Source organism: Pseudomonas sp. LB-090624 (genome assembly GCF_003205205.1).
GTDB lineage: Bacteria > Pseudomonadota > Gammaproteobacteria > Pseudomonadales > Pseudomonadaceae > Aquipseudomonas.
In genome coordinates this window covers 293,918-312,731 of record NZ_QJRL01000002.1, presented here as the reverse complement: position 1 = coordinate 312,731, position 18,814 = coordinate 293,918, and the positions used below count along the sequence as shown (strand labels likewise).

Sequence of the window (18,814 nt, the reverse complement as noted above, 5' to 3'; positions counted from 1 at the left end):
CTGTGGGTACTGGTGATTGGCGGCTTTGGCCGGCTAGATTGGAGGGAGTGGTCGAAGTGGTCCTACCAGCAGGAGGGTGCGCAGTGGGTACGGAAGGCAAGGCCAAGGTTGCCGATCAGGTGGCCGAGCGGGTCGAACGGCTGATTGTCGAAGGTGTGCTCAAGGTCGGCCAGGCCCTGCCTTCGGAGCGGCGCCTGGTGGAGAAGCTTGGCTGTTCGCGTTCAGCGCTGCGCGAGGGCCTGCGCATTCTGCGTGGGCGCGGCATCATCGATACCGAACAGGGGCGCGGTTCGTTCGTCGCCGACCTGACAGGGCAGGTGGGTGCTACGCCATTGATGCACTTGTTCAGCTCGCAGCCCCGTACGCTGTTCGACCTGCTGGAGGTGCGGGCGTTGCTGGAGGCTGAGTCGGCGCGGCTGGCGGCATTGCGCGCCACCGAGGTCGACCGCTTGTTGATCCGCCGTCGCTACGAAGACATGCTGGCGGCGCACGAGGCTGCCGAGCCGCTCGATGCCCGCGAGCATGCCCGACGTGATCATGCTTTTCACCGGGCGATCAGCGAGGCGTCGCACAACCCAGTGCTGGTGCATACGCTGCAATCGCTCAGTGACCTGACCTTGAGCACGGTGTTCGCTTCGGTCAACAACCTGTATTGCCGGCCGGCGCAGAAGCGCCAGATCGATCGGCAGCATGCGCGCTTGTACCACGCGGTCATGGAGCAGCTTCCTGAACAAGCCCAGCGGGCGGCGCGCGAACACATCAATGGCATTCGTGACAATTTGCGGGAGATCGAGCAGGAAGAACAGCGCTTGATCAGGGCGACCATGCGCATGGATGGCTGGGGGTAATGAGCCTGCACCGGCCCCATTGCGGGTAAGCCCGCGACAGGGCCGGTGCAGGTCAGCCTCAGTGGTCGGCTATGCGGTCATCCTGCGACAGGATGGCCCTGGCCAGCTCTTCATCATTGGCTTGCAGCCCTGGATGGTCTTTGCGCGCTTGCTCCAACGCCGCTTCAACATAGGCGCCGCGAATCTCACCGCCACTGGCGACGAAGGCAGAAAGCTCGTCACGGGCCGGGATGATCCGTTTGTCGTCCTTGAAGGTAGAGTAGAGCGAGGCGGAAACACCGGCCGAAGTGGCGACGTCGCCCGCATCGACGCGGGCCAGGGCGGCACCGGCAGGCAGCAGGAGCAGCAGCGCAGGGGCGAGGAGTAGGTGGCGCATGTCTTGTTCTCCAGTAGCGTGAAGCACAGGGAAATAAAACACTCAGTGTTTAAGAAAGCATGGGGTGGTGGTAGTTCCCTTGTTCGTCTGGATATTGCAAAGCAGCCGCACGCCCGAACGTTTGGTCGTAATCACGCACCTCGAGCACACTCGGCTCTGGCACGACGATGGCGAAGCCGAAGTTGCGCCCTGGGGCGCCATGTGCAAATCGCCTCGGGCTGGATTGACGGCGCAGGGGCGGGCGTGATCTGCTCGGGCAGCATGATCATTCAAAGGAAAATGAAGGTCCGCCCATGCCCGACTACACGCTGCATTGCTTCGCTGAATCCGGCAACGCCTACAAGGCCGCGCTGATGCTTGAACTCACTGGCCAAGACTGGCAGCCGGTGTTCGTCGACTTTTTCAATGGCCAGACCCGTGAGCAAGCCTGGCGTGACGAGGTCAACGAGCAGGGCGAGGTGCCGGTGCTGGAACACGCCGGCAAGTCCTTGACCCAGTCCGCGCTGATCCTCGAATACCTTGCTGAGCAAACCGGGCAGTTCGGCCCCCGTGACGAGGACGAAAAGCGGGAGATCTGGCGCTGGATGCTGTTCGACAACCACAAATTCACCAGCTATTACGCCGCGTTGCGTTTTCTGTTCTGCCTGAAGAAAACGGGCGAAACCGATGTGACCCACTTCTTGCGCGAGCGGGCCACGGCGGCCTACCGCATCGTCGACGCGCACCTGGCGAAAACGCCGTTCATGGTGGGTGGGCGCCTGACCATCGCCGACCTGTCGTTGGCCGGGTATGTGTTCATGCCCGAGGACACCGGAATCGAGTTGTCAGCGTTCACCCACATCGAGGCATGGAAGGCGCGGATTCAGGCGTTGCCTGGCTGGAAGCATCCGTATGAGCTAATGCCGGCTGCTGCTCAGCACTGACAGGAAGAATCCCTGTGCCGGCCCTTTCGCAGGCGAAGCCGCGCAGCCGCTGGCACAGGACAACCTGACAGAGCCAACCTATCACCCTCTAATAGCCACTCTATTAGACCTCTGCCCAAGCTCGGCTAGTCTTTTCCCTGGCCCCGCGAATTCCGCGAACGGGCAGGGTGTCAGCACCTGCGTGCAAGACCTTACCCGCGCGCCGTGACAGCTTCGCAAGCCCCGTGTACACCTGATGAGGGGTAGCTCGAGCGCACGCGCTCGGCTGAAAGAACACCTGGCATAGACCGGAAATCTGGATAACCGACCCGAAGGTACCCGCAGATGTCGAACGAATCGAAATGCCCGTTCCATCAAACCGCAGGTGGCGGCACCACCAACCGTGACTGGTGGCCTGACCAGCTCAACCTGAGAATTCTCCACCAGCACTCGTCGAAGTCCGACCCAATGGACCCGGATTTCGACTACGCCAGGGCGTTCAAGAGCCTCGACTTCCAGGCGCTGAAAAAAGACCTGACCGCCCTGATGACCGACTCGCAGGACTGGTGGCCGGCCGACTTCGGTCACTACGGACCGTTGTTCATCCGCATGGCCTGGCACAGCGCCGGTACCTACCGCATTGGCGATGGGCGCGGTGGCGCGGGTTCAGGCCAGCAGCGTTTCGCTCCGCTCAACAGCTGGCCGGACAACGTCAGCCTGGACAAGGCCCGGCGCCTGCTGTGGCCAATCAAGCAAAAGTACGGCAACCAGATTTCCTGGGCAGACCTGATCGTGCTGACCGGTAACGTCGCCCTGGAATCGATGGGCTTCAAGACGTTCGGCTTCTCAGGCGGGCGTGCCGATGTGTGGGAGCCGGACGAAGATGTGTACTGGGGCTCAGAAAAAGTCTGGCTGGGCGGTGATACGCGCTATGGCAAGGAACAGGTCAAGGCCCAGCCGCCAGGGCAGGGTGACCTGGTGGCAGAGCCCGCCAAGCACCCGGAGGAAGAAAGCCGGGACCTCAGTGGCGAGCGCAACCTCGAGAACCCGCTGGCCGCTGTGCAGATGGGCCTGATCTACGTGAACCCGGAAGGGCCGGAAGGCAACCCTGACCCGGTCGCCTCGGGCAGGGACATCCGTGAAACGTTCGGCCGCATGGCCATGAACGATGAAGAAACCGTGGCGCTGATCGCGGGTGGCCACGCCTTTGGCAAGACCCATGGCGCCGGCCCGGCAGACAACGTCGGCCCCGAGCCCGAAGCAGCCGGCCTGGAACTCCAGGGCCTGGGCTGGGCCAACAAATTTGGCTCCGGCAAAGGTGGCGATGCCATTACCAGCGGCCTGGAAGTGATCTGGACTTCGACGCCGACCCGGTGGAGCAACGAGTACCTCAACAATCTGTTCAACTTTGAATGGGAGCTGACCAAGAGCCCGGCGGGCGCCCACCAGTGGACGCCGAAAGAGGGCAAAGGGGCGGGCACCGTGCCGGATGCCCACGACCCGGCCAAGCGCCACGCGCCATCGATGCTGACGTCCGACCTGGCGCTGCGCTTCGACCCGATCTACGAGCCGATCGCCCGTCGCTTCAAGGATAACCCTGAGCAACTGGCAGATGCCTTCGCCCGCGCCTGGTACAAGCTGATCCACCGCGACATGGGCCCGCTGGCGCGCTACCTCGGGCCGGAAATGCCCAATGAAGAACTGCTGTGGCAAGACCCGATCCCGCAAGTCGACCACCCGCTGATAGGCGAGCAGGACGTTGCAGCGCTGAAGGCCAAGGTGCTGGCAACGGGGCTGAGCGTTGGCGAGCTGGTGGCCACTGCCTGGGCGGCGGCCTCGACCTTCCGTGGCTCGGACAAGCGTGGCGGGGCCAATGGCGGCCGTCTGCGCCTGGCACCGCAAAAGGACTGGGCGGCCAACCAGGGCACGGGCAAGGTGCTGGCGGCGCTGGAGCAGATCCGGTCCGAGTTCAATGCCGGCGGCAAGAAGGTTTCCCTGGCTGACCTGATCGTCCTCGCCGGCGCCGCTGGGGTGGAGAAGGCGGCCAAGGACGCCGGGCACAACCTCAGCGTGGCGTTCCGCCCGGGCCGCGCCGATGCCTCGCAAGAGCAGACCGACGTCGAGTCGTTCGCCGTGCTGGAACCGCTGGCCGATGGCTTCCGCAATTTCAGCAAGGGCCGTTACAGCGTGAAGGCCGAGAAGCTGCTGCTGGATAAAGCCCAACTGCTGACCCTGACCGCGCCGGAACTGACCGTGCTGATCGGTGGCCTGCGGGTGCTGGGGGCCAACCATGGCGGCAACACCCAGGGCGTGTTCACCGACAAGGTTGGTGCCCTGACCAACGACTTCTTCCGCAACCTGCTGGACATGGGCGTGGAATGGAAGCCGACATCGGCGGACAACGAGGCCTTTGAAGGACGCGACCGCAAGACCGGGCAGGTGAAGTGGACTGCTAGCCGGGTGGATCTGGTGCTCGGGTCGCATGCCCAGTTGCGGGCGTTGAGCGAGGTGTATGGCAGTGGTGATGGTGGCGACAAGTTCGTGCGGGACTTTGTGGCTGCCTGGGAGAAGGTCATGGAGCTGGATCGCTTCGACCTGAAATAGCTGCATTGAATTTGGGGGCGCCCTGCGCCCCCAAACCCGCGGCGATCCCGCCAATTCCAGGTCGGATAGATACAAAAGTGCCCTCGTCGGTTCTGTTGCAATGCTTCTCAGGCGGCCGGCCTGAACAGCGTGCTCACAACGACAAGGAACCCCGACCATGCAAATGCCCAAGACCCTGAAAATCCGCAACGGCGACAAGGTGCAGCCAACCTTCACTGCCCAGGAATATGCCGCCCGCCACGCCCGGCTGCGGGCCTACATGGCCGAGCAGGACATCGAGGCGGCGATCTTTACCTCGTACCACAATGTCAATTATTACAGCGACTTCCTGTACTGCTCGTTCGGCCGCCCATATGCCCTGGTAATCACCCAGGACAAAGTGGTTTCGATCAGTGCCAACATCGATGGCGGGCAACCTTGGCGGCGCACGGTCGGCACGGACAACATCGTCTACACCGACTGGCAGCGCGACAACTACTTCGTCGCCATCCAGCAGGCACTGCCACTGGCCTCGCGCATCGGCGTAGAGTACGACCACCTCAACCTGCAGAACCACGGCAAACTGGCTGCCTGCTACCCCAGGGCCGAACTGGTGGACATCGGTGCACCCTGCATGCGCATGCGCATGATCAAGTCGGCGCAGGAGCAGGCGCTGATCCGTCACGGTGCACAGGTGGCCGATATCGGCGGCGCGGCGGTGGTCGAGGCCTTGCGCGAGCATGTGCCCGAGTACGAGGTGGCGTTGCATGCCACCCAGGCGATGGTGCGGGAAATTGCCAGGCGTTTCCCCGATGCAGAACTGATGGACACCTGGACGTGGTTCCAGTCCGGGCTCAACACCGATGGCGCGCACAATCCGGTGACCAGCCGTCGGGTGGGCAAGGGCGAAATCCTCAGCCTCAACTGTTTCCCGATGATTGCTGGCTACTACACCGCGCTGGAGCGCACGCTGTTCCTCGACCACTGCCCGGATGAGTACCTGCGCCTGTGGGAGGCCAACGTCGAAGTCCACGAGGCCGGCTTGAAACTGGTGCGTCCGGGCATGCGCTGCAGCGATATCGCCCGTGAACTGAACGAGATCTTCCTGCGCCATGACCTGCTGCAGTACCGCACCTTCGGTTACGGCCACTCGTTCGGCACATTGAGCCACTACTACGGTCGCGAGGCCGGGCTGGAGCTGCGCGAAGACATCGACACGGTGCTGGAACCGGGCATGGTGGTGTCGATCGAGCCAATGATCATGCTGCCCGAAGGGCGGCCGGGTGCGGGCGGCTATCGCGAGCATGACATCCTGATCGTCAACGACAGTGGTGCCGAAAACATCACCCGCTTCCCGTATGGGCCAGAGCACAACATCATCCGCACATAAGCACCCATGCTGGCCTCATCGTTGGCTGGCCAGCGCCCACAGGTGCTGCGCACTATCCAGGACTTGCGCAGTACCCTGTGGGCGCTGGCTTGCAGCGTGAGGCCAGCACAGACAACAAAAAAATAGCCCGTATGACCACCAGACCCTGCCGCCAATTAAAAGAACCAGAGGGTACCCGTCATGACCAGCACCACCCTTGACCCATCCGCTGTCGCCGGCCCCGCGCACAACGCTGAACGCCAGGCCCTGCGCAAGGCCGCCCGGGCCAGTTTCATGGGCAACTTCGTCGAATGGTTCGACTACGCCGCCTACGGCTATCTCGCCACCATCATCGCCGCCATCTTCTTCCCACAAACCGATAAGACCACTGGCCTGCTGGCAACCTTTGCGGTGTTCGCCCTGTCGTTCCTAGTGCGGCCGCTGGGGGGCATTGTCTGGGGCCATTTCGGCGACCGCCATGGCCGCCGCAACGCACTATCGTGGTCGATCTTGATCATGTCGGTCTCTACATTTTGCATTGGCCTGCTTCCTGGCCATGCCCAAATCGGCCTGTGGGCGCCGTGCCTGCTGCTGGTGATTCGCCTGGTGCAGGGGTTTTCCGCATCGGGCGAATATGCCGGGGCCGCAGCGTTCCTGGCCGAATACGCGCCGCCCGGCCGGCGGGGCTTGTACACCAGCATTGTGCCGGCCAGTACGGCGGCGGGTTTGCTGTTCGGTGCGGCGTTCGTCGCCCTGTTGCACGAACTGCTCAGCACTGAAGCCTTGCACGAATGGGGCTGGCGCCTGCCGTTTTTGCTGGCGGCGCCGTTCGGCCTGGTGGGGCGTTATATCCGCATGAGCCTGCAGGACACACCCAAGTTCCTGGAGATGGAGCAACGGCTGGAAAACAAAGCCGGCCTGGCCCCGACGCCGCTGCGTGAGTTGCTGGGGCAGCACCGGCGCAGCCTGGCCATCGGCATTGGCGTTACTTGCCTGAACGCGGTGGCGTTCTACCTGCTGCTGAGCTACATGCCGACCTACCTGTCCAGTGAAATGGGCATGAGCGAGCGCGATTCGTTCATTGCTTCGACCGTGTCGCTGGCCACCTACATCGGGTTGATCTTCCTGATGGGGCGGCTGTCCGACCAGTTCGGGCGCAAGACCATGCTGGTAGTGGCCTCGCTGCTATTCCTGGGCTTGACGGTGCCGCTGTTCCGCCTGCTGGATGGGCAGCCGCTGCTGGTGATCCTGGCGATCCAGCTATTGTTCGGGGCGATGCTGGCGATGAACGACGGAACCTTGCCGTGCCTGCTGGCAGAAATCTTCCCGACCCGGGTGCGTTTCAGCGGCTTCGCCCTGAGTTTCAATGTGGCCAATGCGTTGTTTGGCGGGACGGCACCGTTCATTGCCACCTGGCTGATCCAGGTGACCGGCAGCAAACTGGCGCCGGCCGGGTATTTGCTGGCGGCGGCACTGGTGGCGCTGGTGGCCATGCTGATGTGCCGAGAGACGGCGCACTCGGCCCTTGAAGATTGATTGAGCTGTGCTGGCCTTTGCGCGGGCGTGCTCGCGAAAAGGCCAACGAAGCCGTTAGCTGACCCGGGTCAGTGGAGCGAGGCCTGCCGCCGCTCCCCCAAGGGCGACAAGCCGAAGAACCGGCTGTAGCTCTTGGAAAAATGCGCGGGCGAGCTGAACCCGCAGGCTAGCGCCACCTCGCGCACCTGCACATCGCTGCGCAGCAGCAGTTCCCGCGCCCGGGACAGGCGCAGTTCCAGGTAATACTGGCTGGGCGTGCGCTGCAGGTACTTGTGGAACAGCCGCTCGAGCTGGCGCACCGTCACTTCGTTGAGGCTGGCCAGTTCCTCCAGCGCCAGCGGCTCTTCCAGGTTGGCCTCCATGATTGCCACCACTTGGCTCAGCTTGGGCTGGCCGCTGCCGAGCAGGGTGCGCAGCGGCACCCGCTGGCGCTCACGTTCGCCACGCACACGGTCACACAGCAGCAGTTCGGCGGCCTTGGCCGCGATGTCCTGGCCGCCGGGTTCGCGGGCCACCAGTTGCAGCATCATGTCCATTGCCGCTACCCCGCCCGAGCAGGTGTAACGGTCGCGGTCCAGTTCGAACAGCTGGCTGGAGATGACGATGCCAGGGAAGTGCGCCTGCAGCGCTGGCAGGTCTTCCCAGTGGATGGTGCAGCGGTAGCCCTTGAGCAGCTCGGCCTTGGCCAGTAAGTAGCTGCCGGTGCAGATGCCGCCCAAGGGCAAGCGCTGCCGAGCCAGTTGGCGTAGCCAATCGATCAGCGGGCGGTTGCCACGGCCGCGGTCGATCGGGTTGGCACCGACCACCAGCAGGGCATCCAGCGCCGGGGCGTCGGCAATGCTGTAGTCGGGCAGCACGCGCATGCCGTTGCTGGCCACCACCGGGGCGTCGTCCGCCGCGATCAGCACACTGCGAAACAGCGGCTTGCGTGCGGCCAGGTTGGCCATGCGCAGGTTTCTACTGCTGATGCCAGGCCGATGGTGGTGAAATTGGGCAAAATCAGGAAGCCGAAGGTCTTTACTGAACAACTCTTTACACTAGAGGGCGATAGGTTTGCAGAAGCGGGGTGGACCATTGCGCTGTTCCTGTGCAAGCTGAGGCATGGTTTGTCAGGGGCAGTGAGAAAACAGGGCCTCGCGTGGTTCTTTTTGTTATGGGTCGTTGCCGGGTCGATCTTACACCCCGGGTACAGCGGCCAGGAATGGCTCCGCCAATTGGTAGAGCCGACAGTGATTGCACAGAGAAGGTGATCGTCAGTGAACCCCGAATCCTTGCTGGCAGGCCTGCCAGGCTACCCCATCGCGCCCGAGTCGATCCAGGTGCTGCCGGATGCCAAGGCCTACCGCGCCTGCCTGCTTGAACGTATCCGTACGGCCACCCGGCGCATCGTCATCGTCGCCCTTTACCTGCAAGAAGACGAGGCTGGCCAAGAGGTGCTGGATGCCCTGTACCAGGCCAAGGCCGCGCGGCCAGGCTTGCAGATCACCATCGTGGTCGATTGGTTTCGTGCCCGCCGTGGCCTGCTCGGCGCCGGGCGCCAGCCGGGCAACGCTGCCTGGTACCAGGCCCAGCGCCAATTGCGTGGGCTGGACATCGCCATTCATGGCGTCCCTGTGCAGACCCGCGAGCTGTTCGGGGTGCTGCACCTGAAGGGCAGCATTATCGACGACTGCGTGATCTACACCGGTGCCAGCCTGAATAACGTGTACCTGCACCGCTTCGACCGTTATCGCCTGGACCGCTATCACCTTTTCCAGTCACCGGCACTGGCTGATGCCATGGTCGCGTTGGTGCAGCGCTTGCTGCATCACACCGCCACACCGCGCCTTGACCTGCCCGCACCACCCTCCACCCGTAGCCTGCGTGGTGACATTCGGCGCTTGCGCGCGCGGTTGCGGCGCATGGCTTATGAGGCGCCGGCCAGCGTGGCAGGGCAGGGCCTGCGGGTGATTCCGTTGCTAGGGGTGGGCAGGGGCAACCCACTGAACCGGGCGCTCTGCGCCTTGCTGGCGGCGGCGCATGGGCAGATCATCATCAGCACGCCGTATTTCAACCCGCCACGGGTTGTCATGCGTGAACTCGAGCATGCCTTGGCACGAGGTGTTCGGGTGGAGTTGATCGTCGGTGATCGTACGGCCAACGATTTCTACATCGCCCCGGGCGAACCGTTCAGCGCCAGCGGTGCGCTGCCCTACCTGTACGAGGACAACCTGCGCGCCTTCGTTCGGCGGCGGCATGCCGCGATTGCCAGTGGCCAGCTGCAGGTACGGATCTGGAACGATCCCGGGCATACCTTCCATGCCAAGGGCGTGTGGGTCGACCAGCGCTATTCACTGCTGACCGGCAACAACCTCAACCCGCGGGGCTTTAATCTGGACCTGGAAAACGGCCTGCTGATCGATGACCCGCAAGGGCAGTGGCTGGCGCCACGCGAGGCGGAACTGAATGATTTGCGCCGCTTTGCGCCGCCGATCGCTTCGGCTGAGGCGCTTGGCGAGAAGGCAGAGCACCCCAAGGAGGTGCGCAAATTCTTGCGGCGTTTGCGCTACAGCCGGCTAGAGCCGCTGATCAAGCGGGTGTTGTGACGTCACCTGCATAGGGCCCGTCGCCGGCAAGCGAAGGCCAGTGCAGCCAGCCGAGGCATCAGGCCGTGGCACCTTTGGTGGGTGCCACCTCGGCTTGTTGCTTGCCTTTGGTCTTGAGCCGCGATACGGCAAACAGTACCACCGCCAGCCCGATGATCTGGTACAGCGAAATCTCTTCACTCAGCAGTGCCCACGATGCCAGCACGGTGAGTACCGGCCCGAGATTGCCCACCGCCGCCGTGTGGGTCGGCCCCAGGCGCTGGATAGCCAGCGCCACCCAGTAGACGGGCAACACGGTGGAGAAAATCGCCATCAACCCGGCATTGGCCCAGACCGCTGCCGGCAACAGCCACAAGTGCCCAAGCGGCGCCACCAGCAGGTAGTGTGCAAGCACCATCAGTGCGGACGCTGTACCGCATAGCCCGGCCAGGCGCATCGAGTTCATGCGCTTGAGCATCATCCCGGTGCCGGCGTAGTACAGCGCGTAAGTCACCGCACTGGCGAACACCCACAGCGAGCCCAGCAGCACTTGCTGCCCAACCCCGGCCACGCTGACGTCGTGGACAAAGGCAATGCCCAGCCCCAGGTAGCACAGGCCCATCGCCGACAAGGTGCGTAGGCTTGGCCGTTCGCGCAAGGCGACAGCCTGGAACACCAGAACCAAGGTTGGATAGGTGAACAGGATCAGCCGCTCCAGCCCGGCGCTGATGTACTGCAATCCATAGAAGTCGAACAGGCTGGCCAGGTAATAGCCCAGCAACCCCAGCAAGGCGACGCGCAAGCCATCACCGAGGTTGAGCGGGGTGCTGCCCTGGCTACGGCTGGCCCATACCAGCCAGGCGAACAGCGGCAGCGCCAGGCCCATGCGCAGGGCCAGCAGGCTGATGGCGTCGACCGGCCCGGCCGCGTAGGCCAGCTTGACGAAGATGGCCTTGAAGCTGAAACCCAAGGCTGCCAGCACGGCGTAAAGGGCGCCGCTTTGCAACTGGCGGTGAATCAAGCTGCGGAGTGCGTCCATGGGGTACCTGTGGCAGTAAAAAAGGCATGGCTTATTCTGAACAGAAGGCTGTCGCGCTAGAATCGCTTTTTAGCGAATAGGGCTTTCTGTTTTGGAGAAAGGCATGCCATTCGACCTGACTGATCTGCGTCTGCTGCTTGCCATTGCCGCCACGGGTAGCCTGAGCAAGGCAGCTGCCACCTTCCCGGTGGCCGTGTCGGCTGCCAGTAATCGCCTGCGCTTGCTTGAAGAGCGCTGTGGCCTGATGTTGTTCACCCGCATGGCCGATGGCATGCAGCTCACGCCGTCCGGTCGCCTGGTGCTGGAGGGCGCGCGCAACGTGCTGGGCGAGGCGCAGAAATTGCAGGAAACCTTGCAGCAACTGGTTGGCGAGCAGCGCATCACGTTGCGCCTGGCGGCCTCCACGGTGTCCAACAGCACACTGTTGCCGGCGATCCTGGGGCCGTTTCTGGCGGATTACCCGGAAGTCGACCTGCAATTGATGGAGCACAAGAGTGTGGACGTGCTGCGGGTAGTGCTGGCCAACGAGTGCGAGATTGGCGTGTACGACGGCATTCTGCCTAGCGGGGGTGTGGTGTCGCTGCCGTTTCGCACCGAGCGGCTGGTGATGCTGGTACCCGCCGACCATCCACTGGCCGGGCGCGAACAGCTACGCCTGATTGATGCCCTGGGCTATGCGTTCATCTGCCTGCCGTCCGCGCGGCCGATGCAGCGTTTTGTCGAGGAGCTGGCGATGAACCTGGCCATGCCGCTGAAGGTGCGGGTGCGCGCCCCCAGCTTCGAAGCCATCGCACAGCTGGTGGCACAGCGTGCAGGCGTGGCGATGCTGCCAGAAACCGCCGCCGTGCGCGCCGAACAGGAATTACCGGTGCGCAGGGTGGCCCTGGCGGAAACCTGGGCAACATTGGAGCTACGCTTGTGCTTCCGTGATTGGGAGCGCCTGAGTTCACACGGCCGGCAACTGATCAGCTTCCTGTCGGGGCGGCAGTTCAATGCAGCTGTTTTGGGTAAGCGCCATGAAGGGTGACTGATCGTCAGGTTGGCTACCCAGCAAGCAGTGATAGCAATATGATATCTATGCTGGCAGGGCAACCTTGAAGCTCAGCTATCATTTGCAGGCAGCCGACCACGGCCTCTCCGAAAAGTCATCACGAGCGCATACAATCGCGCCTTTTCCTCGTTAACCAGATAGGCCAAAGCGTATATGGCGCTAGATCCACCCACGATGCTGACCATTTCGGTCGCCCTGGCGGCAGCAGCTGCCCTGTACCTGGCGATTGAATGGCGCAGTGTCCGCGAACCCTCGCTGCTGTTCTGGAGCGCGGGCTTCGCCACAATTACTGTCGGTTGCATCCTGGCTTTGTTGCGCGGGATCGGTTTGCTGTTCATCGGTATCTGGTTTGCCAATGGCTTGTTGGTGGTGGCACACGGGTTTTTCCTGATGGGTGTGCTGCGCTTTACCCAGGAGCGCTTGTCGCGGTCCTGGCTGATGATCGTGGTGGTCTGGTTCGCCTTGCTGCTGTTGCCCGTAGGGCCGCAGTGGTCGAAGGTGATGCTGATGGTCAACTCATTGCTGGTCGCGGCGTTGACGCTAAAGGCCAGTTTGCTGCTGCGGCCGCATGGCAAGTCGCTGAGCGTTGGCGCGGTGCAGTTGCGCTATGTGTTGTTGATTCATGGTCTGTTCTATGTGGTGAAGGCAATCATTGCGATCACCCCGGGCACCTTGATTGACCTGGCGACCTTTGGTGGGCTGATCATTCAGGTTTCGCTCGTGGAAGGGGCGATGGCAATCATGCTGATTGCCCTGTCGATGACCGGTACCGTGCGTTACCGACGTGAAGAACGGATTGCCCGGCTGGCGGCGCGCGACCCGCTGACCGCGCTTTACAACCGGCGAGCGCTGGAGGTGCGGGCGACGCATTTCTTCAAGGACGTCAGCCCGGTGCAGCCTGGGGCATTGCTGCTGATCGATATCGACAACTTCAAGCTGGTCAACGACCTGCATGGGCATATTGCCGGGGACCGTTTGCTCATTGCACTGAGCGAGATGATTCGCACGGTGCTGCCGGAGCGGTCGCTGGCGGCGCGCTTGGGCGGGGACGAGTTCGTCATCCTGCTGAGTGGGGCCAGCAGTGAGCGGGTGATGGAACTGGGTGGGGTGCTGCGCGAGCAGTTTCATCAGTATGCTGGCAAGACTGTGCCTACACCCCAGGCGGTTACCTTGAGTATCGGTGCCAACCTGTTCGACCAGCCACCGGCGAGCCTGGCTGCCTTGATCGAGCAGGGCGATGTGGCGTTGTATCAGTCCAAGCGGGGCGGGCGGAACAGTATCCGCTTTGTCGAGCGCCCGATGGCCGACCTGGGCCAGTGACCTGCACTTTTCGCCTTCGCCCTGGCTGCCAAGGGTGCGGTAGCCCTAGCGATACGGAATGCGACTTCAGTAGGCCGAACACAGGCCTACTGAAAGCGCGACGATCAAGACCTTGGACGAGATGGGTCAGGTTGCGACTTGATAACAGGGCACATAGGCCGCCCCACCCGGCAACTTCATCCGGTGCTGGTCGACGAACGCCTGCAGCAGCCGGCCCAGCGGGTCGAGCACGGCACTGTCGCCGTGGATTTGATAAGGGCCGTGCTCCTCGATCAGGCGGATCCCCTTGTCCTTGACGTTACCGGCAACAATCCCGGAAAACGCCCGGCGCAGGTTGGCCGCCAGCTCATGCGCAGGCAGCTCTCGACGCAGGTCCAGTTCAGCCATGGCCTGGTGAGTCGGGTCGAATGGGCGCTGGAAGCTCTCCTCGATCTTCAGCAGCCAGTTGAAGTGGAAGGCATCATTGCGCTCGCGGCGGAACTGCTTCACCGCCTTCAGCCCTTCGACCATGCGCCGGGCGACTTCCGTCGGGTCGTCGATGATGATCTCGTACAGGCGGTGTGCCGCCTCTCCCAGGGTGGCGCCAACGAAAGCGTGCAGCTGTTGCAGGTAAGGCTCGGCACTGCGCGGGCCGGTGAGCACCACCGGGAACGGCACGTCGCGGTTGTCCGGGTGCATGAGGATGCCCAGCAGGTAGAGGAACTCCTCCGCCGTACCGGCACCGCCGGGGAAGATGATGATGCCGTGGCCGACACGCACGAAGGCTTCCAGGCGCTTCTCGATGTCCGGCAGGATCACCAGTTCGTTGACGATCGGGTTGGGTGCCTCGGCAGCGATGATGCCCGGCTCGGTCAGGCCCAGGTAGCGGCTCCCGTGCATGCGCTGCTTGGCATGGGCGATGGTGGCGCCCTTCATCGGGCCTTTCATCACACCCGGGCCGCAGCCGGTGCACACGTCCAGCTTGCGCAGGCCCAGCTCGTGGCCGACCTTCTTGGTGTATTGGTACTCTTCGCTGCTGATCGAGTGGCCGCCCCAACACACCACCATCTTCGGCTCCACACCGGGGCGCAGGGTGCGGGCGTTGCGCAGCAGGTGGAATACGTAGTCGGTGATGCCCTGGGAGCTTTCCAGGTCGATGCGCTGGCTGGCCAGTTCGCTTTCGGTGTAGACGATGTCGCGCAGGGCGCTGAACAGCATCTCGCGGGTGCTGGCGATCATCTCGCCATCGACAAACGCGTCAGCCGGGGCATTCAGCAGCTCCAGGCGTACGCCTCGGTCCTGTTGGTGGATACGCACCTCGAAGTCCTGATAGGCCTCGAGAATGGTTTTGGCATTGTCGACATGAGCGCCGGTGTTGAGGATGGCCAGGGCGCACTGGCGGAACAGGGTGTAAAGGCTACCGGTACCGACTTCACTCAATTGCTGCACTTCACGTTGTGACAGCGTCTCCAGGCTGCCTTTGGGGCTGACGGATGCATTGATGACATGGCGTTGAGGCATCTAAGTCTTTCCTGTGCGGGTAAAACATCCTTCTTTGACAACACCATACCTAGAAAAGTGGACGGCAACGAGGGGGGCTGTAAAAAACCTTGGGATCGAGTCAGCCCAACAGGTTCTGTACCCCCAGCGTAATCGCCAGGCCACCACCCATCAGCCACAGGTTGAGAAGTGCCCCGGTAGCCAGCGCCCGTGGCCCGGCCTGGCGGATCTGGCTGAAACGGGTCTCCATGCCCAGGGCCGTCATGGCCATGGTCAGGGCAAAGGTGTCCAGGCTGTTGACCGCCTGGGTCACGCTGCCAGGCAATACCTGCAGCGAATTCACCAGCACCAGGGCGAGGAAGCCGAAGGCGAACCAGGGCATGGCGATGCGCCCGTTGCCCTGCGCCTGGCCGGCCTGGCGCGAACGGCTGATCCACAGGCCCACCAGCAGCAACACCGGCACCAGCAGCATGACCCGGGTCATCTTGACGATGGTGGCGATATGCGTGGCCTCGGGGCTGACGTTACTGGCGGCGCCGACCACCTGTGCGACTTCATGAAGGGTGCCGCCCAGCAGCAGCCCGGCGCCCATGGTGTCCAGGTGCAGCCAGCCGGCGTTGATCGCCAGGGGGTAGAGGAACATCGACAAAGTGCCGAACAACACCACGCTACCCACTGCCATGGCGCTTTTGTGCGGGGCGCTGCGCAGCGCCGATTCGAAGGCCAGGACGGCGGCGGCACCACAGATGGCGCTGCCCGCGGCAGTCAGCAAGGCGGTGTCGCGGTCCAGTTTGAACACTTTCATGCCGCACCACAGGCCGATCAGCAGGGTGCTGCCAACCACCAGCAGCGACACGATCAGCCCCGACCAGCCGACTTCGGCAATTTCCTGCAGGCTTACCCGCAGGCCAAAGAACGCCACGGCGATGCGCAACAGGCCGCGAGCCGAAAAGTTGATACCTGCCGCCCAGCTTGCCGGTACGCCGTCACGCAGCGCGTTGCCATACAGTGCACCGGCAACGATACCGACGATCAGCGGGCTGATGCCGAGGTTGGCGATAGCGGGCATGGCCGCCAGTTGCGTGACCGCCAGCGCGAACAGCGCGACGAACAGAATGCCATTGAGCCGCCCTTTGGTAGAAAGGGTAGGGGCATAAGCAGGGTTGGACGGAACCGTGGCCATGTGAGTCCTCCGGAAAGGTGTTTCGACAAGGGCTACGTTAATACGGTTATAAGCTTATAAAAAATCGTAATTTAAAATGGCAAATATCCGAATAGCTGATATTTTCTCATCATGACCCCGGAACAACTGATAACTTTCGCCACGGTTGCCGAGCACGGCAACATCAGCCATGCGGCTCAGGCCCTGCACCTGTCGCAGCCGGCAGTGTCCGGCCAGCTCAAGCTGCTGCAGGAAGCGTTTGGCGAGCCCCTTTACCAACGTGCCGGCCGCGGCGTGCGGCTGACGGCGGCTGGCGAGCAGTTGCTGGCGCATGCCGAACGCCTGCGTGAAACCTTCCGTCAGGCCCAAGCGCTGCGCGAGGCCATGCAGGGGCTGGAGCGTGGCACTTTGCGCATCGGCGCCAGTACCACCCCGGCCAGCTACCTGTTGCCTTATCTGATCGCTGATTTTCATGGGCGTTATCCGGACGTGCTGGTTACCACCACGCAGGGCAACACGGCGGAGATAGTCGCTGCCCTGAACGGTGTCGATATCGCCCTGATCGAAGGCCCGCCTGGCCAGGAGTTGCCGTTGGGTACGGCGTTGACGGCATGGCGCGAGGACGAGATCGTGGCGATTGTGCCGAGTGGCCATCCACTGGCTGACAAGGGCCAGCACACGCTGGCATCGCTGGGGGCCTACCCATTGGTGCTGCGCGAGAGCGGTTCGGGGGTGCGGCAAATCGTCGAACGCGCGTTTGCCCGTGATGGCGTGGCGATGCGGGTGGCCTTGGAGATCGCCGGGGTGGAAGGCGTGAAGGAGGCGGTGCGGGCCGGGATGGGAATCGGTTTTGTCTCGGCGATGTCGATCCGCCATGAGGATGGGGCTCTGCACCGTTTGCAGGTATTGCCGCACGGGTTGGTCAGGCGGTTTTCCATCCTGATGCCGCATGCGGCGACGCCGTCGCGGGCGGCGGCGCGGTTTCTGGAGTTGTGTGTGAGTATGCGGGACGAGGGGTGAATAGGCCGGCCCGGTGGGCGCGGGTTCACCCGCTAAGGGGTCACAGGCGCCATCAATTCAACTTGAAGACGTGCTTCCTGAGATCCCTTATGGCCTGGGCGCCTACGGCGCCCGAGCTTAGAAAATATTCAATGGAAATTCGGTAATCAGCCTGACCTCATCGATGTCGAGGTACCTGTAACCGCTGGTAGCCCGGTGAGTGGATTGCCTGAGACGAAATGATAAATCGCGCGCCGGCCCAGACTGGATCACGTACTTGATATCGAAATTTCTCTCCCAATGCTTGTTATCCTTGTCGTTGTCGTACACGTGGCGAGCGGTGTAGAAGGGATTATGACTGTGCGCGTTGTTCATACCATCCCCCCTGACATATCTCGTCATGAAGCTAAGCCCCGGTATGCCTAGGGCTGCGAAGTCGAAGTCGTATCTCAGTTGCCAGGACCGCTCATTGGCCTCGGTGAACGTCGCGTACTGGACCGCATTTCCGATGGTAATGGTTCCGCCCATGGTGCCAAAGCCGATCCAGTCCAAGGGTTCGTCACCGTTGACCCGCTGGTGAATGACTGAGAATGTATGGCCGCCGGTAGTGTAGGCACTGGAAAATGACCAGGACGTGTTGTTGATGGGGCCCGCGATGCTTTTGCCATAGTTTAAGGTACGGTAAATGTTGAAGTCGAAAGCGATTCTTTGGCCTTCATCAATGGCGTAAGCGTACTTACCGTTGCCGTAGTATTGGTGCCAAGCCTCTTCCAACTGACCTGCATAGAGAGCTAACGATAAATTATCTTGCTGGTATCGGCCGCCAATAAAACTAGCCGAGTCGTAGGTGATGGCAGTCCCTCCACGCTTGAGGGCGTAGTCAGTCGTAAATTTGTCGTCGCTGTTGGAGGCGTCCACGCCGGTCTGTCTCGTGTAGTGGCCTGCCTCCACAGTGAAGTTGTCAAATTCGTTGACGTTCAACTGAAGGCCCGTGGCGGCGCTGGGGAATAGCCGAACAGTGTTCACCGCCAGTACAGGTGTCATTGGCATCTGTTCGCCATACTTCAGCGTGCTTTTTGATGCACGAAGCTTTAGCGCGGCACCCACCCTGGAATATTCATCGCCAGGCTTGCCATCGCCGTCGATGGGTAGCAGTCGCAAGCCTGCCGTACCGCCTCCTGCACTCAGCTTGAGGCCTAAGATGGCATTGGCATCTACCCCAATACCGATTGCTCCGGGTGTAAAACCGGACTGATAATCCAGAAGAAAGCCTTGGGCCCACTCCTGTGCGTAACCATTTCTTTCGTTAACGGGCTTGAAGGCGTTTGTGCCGGTTGCACTTGAACTGCCGTTACGAAAATCTCGGTGGAAGAAAAAATTCTTATGGGTAAGCCGGAGTCTTGCGTCATCAAAGAATGGGTTTTCCGCTGCATTTGCCTGAAATGAGGAGATGCAGAGAGCGCCCATCAGCATTGCGCAATGGCGTGACATTTTATGTACCTTCCTTATTGTTGTTGTTTGGGGAGGTAACGCATGTTTGTGAGAGTTTTATGGCCACGAATTGTCGTTTGAGGTTGCTCATTCAT

At 62.2% G+C, this 18,814-nt stretch carries 14 protein-coding genes and 1 pseudogene; 9 read left to right on the top strand and 6 right to left on the bottom strand.

Annotated features, from left to right (window positions below; all coding sequences use genetic code 11):
• The first annotated feature begins 83 nt into the window (after positions 1-83).
• Entirely contained in the window at positions 84-848 is a 765-nt protein-coding gene (glcC, locus tag DMX11_RS03380) for a transcriptional regulator GlcC (RefSeq protein ID WP_110743212.1), read from the top strand.
• 58 nt (positions 849-906) lie between these two features.
• Here the strand turns inward: glcC and DMX11_RS03375 are convergent, their stop codons facing one another.
• The gene (locus tag DMX11_RS03375; protein ID WP_110743211.1) at positions 907-1,224 is read right to left on the bottom strand and encodes a DUF2388 domain-containing protein; all 318 of its coding nucleotides are present in this window, start codon (positions 1,222-1,224) and stop codon (positions 907-909) included.
• A gap of 293 nt (positions 1,225-1,517) precedes the next feature.
• Here DMX11_RS03375 and DMX11_RS03370 point away from each other — a divergent pair, with 293 nt between their 5' ends.
• The 4 genes from DMX11_RS03370 (at position 1,518) to DMX11_RS03355 (ending at position 7,614) form a co-directional block, all read left to right on the top strand.
• Entirely contained in the window at positions 1,518-2,147 is a 630-nt protein-coding gene (locus DMX11_RS03370) for a glutathione S-transferase family protein (protein WP_110743210.1), read from the top strand.
• Between the two features lie 324 nt (positions 2,148-2,471).
• Positions 2,472-4,730 (top strand): catalase/peroxidase HPI, encoded by a 2,259-nt coding sequence (katG, locus tag DMX11_RS03365; protein ID WP_110743209.1) that lies wholly within the window; start codon positions 2,472-2,474, stop codon positions 4,728-4,730.
• A gap of 157 nt (positions 4,731-4,887) precedes the next feature.
• Positions 4,888-6,099, top strand: coding sequence for a M24 family metallopeptidase (locus DMX11_RS03360; protein ID WP_110743208.1), 1,212 nt, complete (start codon positions 4,888-4,890; stop codon positions 6,097-6,099).
• Between the two features lie 180 nt (positions 6,100-6,279).
• Positions 6,280-7,614 carry an MFS transporter gene (locus tag DMX11_RS03355; protein ID WP_110743207.1) on the top strand — a complete coding sequence of 445 codons (1,335 nt, stop codon included), beginning with the start codon at positions 6,280-6,282 and terminating at the stop codon, positions 7,612-7,614.
• Between the two features lie 68 nt (positions 7,615-7,682).
• Here the strand turns inward: DMX11_RS03355 and DMX11_RS03350 are convergent.
• Positions 7,683-8,689 (bottom strand): annotated as a pseudogene (locus DMX11_RS03350) (GlxA family transcriptional regulator).
• A 181-nt stretch (positions 8,690-8,870) separates the two neighbouring features.
• Between DMX11_RS03350 and pssA the strand changes: the two are divergent.
• Entirely contained in the window at positions 8,871-10,199 is a 1,329-nt protein-coding gene (gene pssA / locus DMX11_RS03345) for a CDP-diacylglycerol--serine O-phosphatidyltransferase (RefSeq protein WP_110743206.1), read from the top strand.
• A 58-nt stretch (positions 10,200-10,257) separates the two neighbouring features.
• Here the strand turns inward: pssA and DMX11_RS03340 are convergent, their stop codons facing one another.
• Positions 10,258-11,217, bottom strand: a complete 960-nt coding sequence (locus DMX11_RS03340) for a DMT family transporter (protein WP_110743205.1) — start codon at positions 11,215-11,217, stop codon at positions 10,258-10,260.
• Positions 11,218-11,320: 103 nt separating this feature from the next.
• Here DMX11_RS03340 and DMX11_RS03335 point away from each other — a divergent pair, with 103 nt between their 5' ends.
• A complete protein-coding gene (locus DMX11_RS03335) occupies positions 11,321-12,244 on the top strand; it encodes a LysR substrate-binding domain-containing protein (protein ID WP_110743204.1) in 924 nt (307 codons plus the stop codon).
• A 198-nt stretch (positions 12,245-12,442) separates the two neighbouring features.
• Positions 12,443-13,588 (top strand): GGDEF domain-containing protein, encoded by a 1,146-nt coding sequence (locus DMX11_RS03330; RefSeq protein ID WP_110743203.1) that lies wholly within the window; start codon positions 12,443-12,445, stop codon positions 13,586-13,588.
• A gap of 126 nt (positions 13,589-13,714) precedes the next feature.
• Here the strand turns inward: DMX11_RS03330 and ppnN are convergent, their stop codons facing one another.
• Entirely contained in the window at positions 13,715-15,088 is a 1,374-nt protein-coding gene (ppnN, locus tag DMX11_RS03325) for a nucleotide 5'-monophosphate nucleosidase PpnN (protein ID WP_110743202.1), read from the bottom strand.
• Between the two features lie 100 nt (positions 15,089-15,188).
• Entirely contained in the window at positions 15,189-16,250 is a 1,062-nt protein-coding gene (locus DMX11_RS03320) for a YeiH family protein (protein ID WP_110743201.1), read from the bottom strand.
• A gap of 111 nt (positions 16,251-16,361) precedes the next feature.
• Between DMX11_RS03320 and DMX11_RS03315 the strand changes: the two genes are divergently transcribed.
• Positions 16,362-17,249 (top strand): LysR family transcriptional regulator, encoded by an 888-nt coding sequence (locus DMX11_RS03315; protein ID WP_110743200.1) that lies wholly within the window; start codon positions 16,362-16,364, stop codon positions 17,247-17,249.
• Positions 17,250-17,366: 117 nt separating this feature from the next.
• Here the strand turns inward: DMX11_RS03315 and DMX11_RS03310 are convergent, their stop codons facing one another.
• Positions 17,367-18,719: an OprD family porin gene (locus DMX11_RS03310; RefSeq protein ID WP_110743199.1), complete on the bottom strand. Its 1,353-nt coding sequence runs from the start codon at positions 18,717-18,719 to the stop codon at positions 17,367-17,369.
• Positions 18,720-18,814 lie beyond the last annotated feature (95 nt).

What these genes read in the sequence shown, in the direction of transcription:
- DMX11_RS03375 (WP_110743211.1), bottom strand. Translation starts at nt 1,224, where the DNA reads ATGCGCCACCTACTCCTCGCCCCTGCGCTGCTGCTCCTGCTGCCTGCC.
- DMX11_RS03370 (WP_110743210.1), top strand. Translation starts at nt 1,518, where the DNA reads ATGCCCGACTACACGCTGCATTGCTTCGCTGAATCCGGCAACGCCTAC.
- katG (WP_110743209.1), top strand. Translation starts at nt 2,472, where the DNA reads ATGTCGAACGAATCGAAATGCCCGTTCCATCAAACCGCAGGTGGCGGC.
- DMX11_RS03360 (WP_110743208.1), top strand. Translation starts at nt 4,888, where the DNA reads ATGCAAATGCCCAAGACCCTGAAAATCCGCAACGGCGACAAGGTGCAG.
- DMX11_RS03355 (WP_110743207.1), top strand. Translation starts at nt 6,280, where the DNA reads ATGACCAGCACCACCCTTGACCCATCCGCTGTCGCCGGCCCCGCGCAC.
- DMX11_RS03340 (WP_110743205.1), bottom strand. Translation starts at nt 11,217, where the DNA reads ATGGACGCACTCCGCAGCTTGATTCACCGCCAGTTGCAAAGCGGCGCC.
- DMX11_RS03335 (WP_110743204.1), top strand. Translation starts at nt 11,321, where the DNA reads ATGCCATTCGACCTGACTGATCTGCGTCTGCTGCTTGCCATTGCCGCC.
- DMX11_RS03330 (WP_110743203.1), top strand. Translation starts at nt 12,443, where the DNA reads ATGCTGACCATTTCGGTCGCCCTGGCGGCAGCAGCTGCCCTGTACCTG.
- ppnN (WP_110743202.1), bottom strand. Translation starts at nt 15,088, where the DNA reads ATGCCTCAACGCCATGTCATCAATGCATCCGTCAGCCCCAAAGGCAGC.
- DMX11_RS03320 (WP_110743201.1), bottom strand. Translation starts at nt 16,250, where the DNA reads ATGGCCACGGTTCCGTCCAACCCTGCTTATGCCCCTACCCTTTCTACC.
- DMX11_RS03315 (WP_110743200.1), top strand. Translation starts at nt 16,362, where the DNA reads ATGACCCCGGAACAACTGATAACTTTCGCCACGGTTGCCGAGCACGGC.
- DMX11_RS03310 (WP_110743199.1), bottom strand. Translation starts at nt 18,719, where the DNA reads ATGTCACGCCATTGCGCAATGCTGATGGGCGCTCTCTGCATCTCCTCA.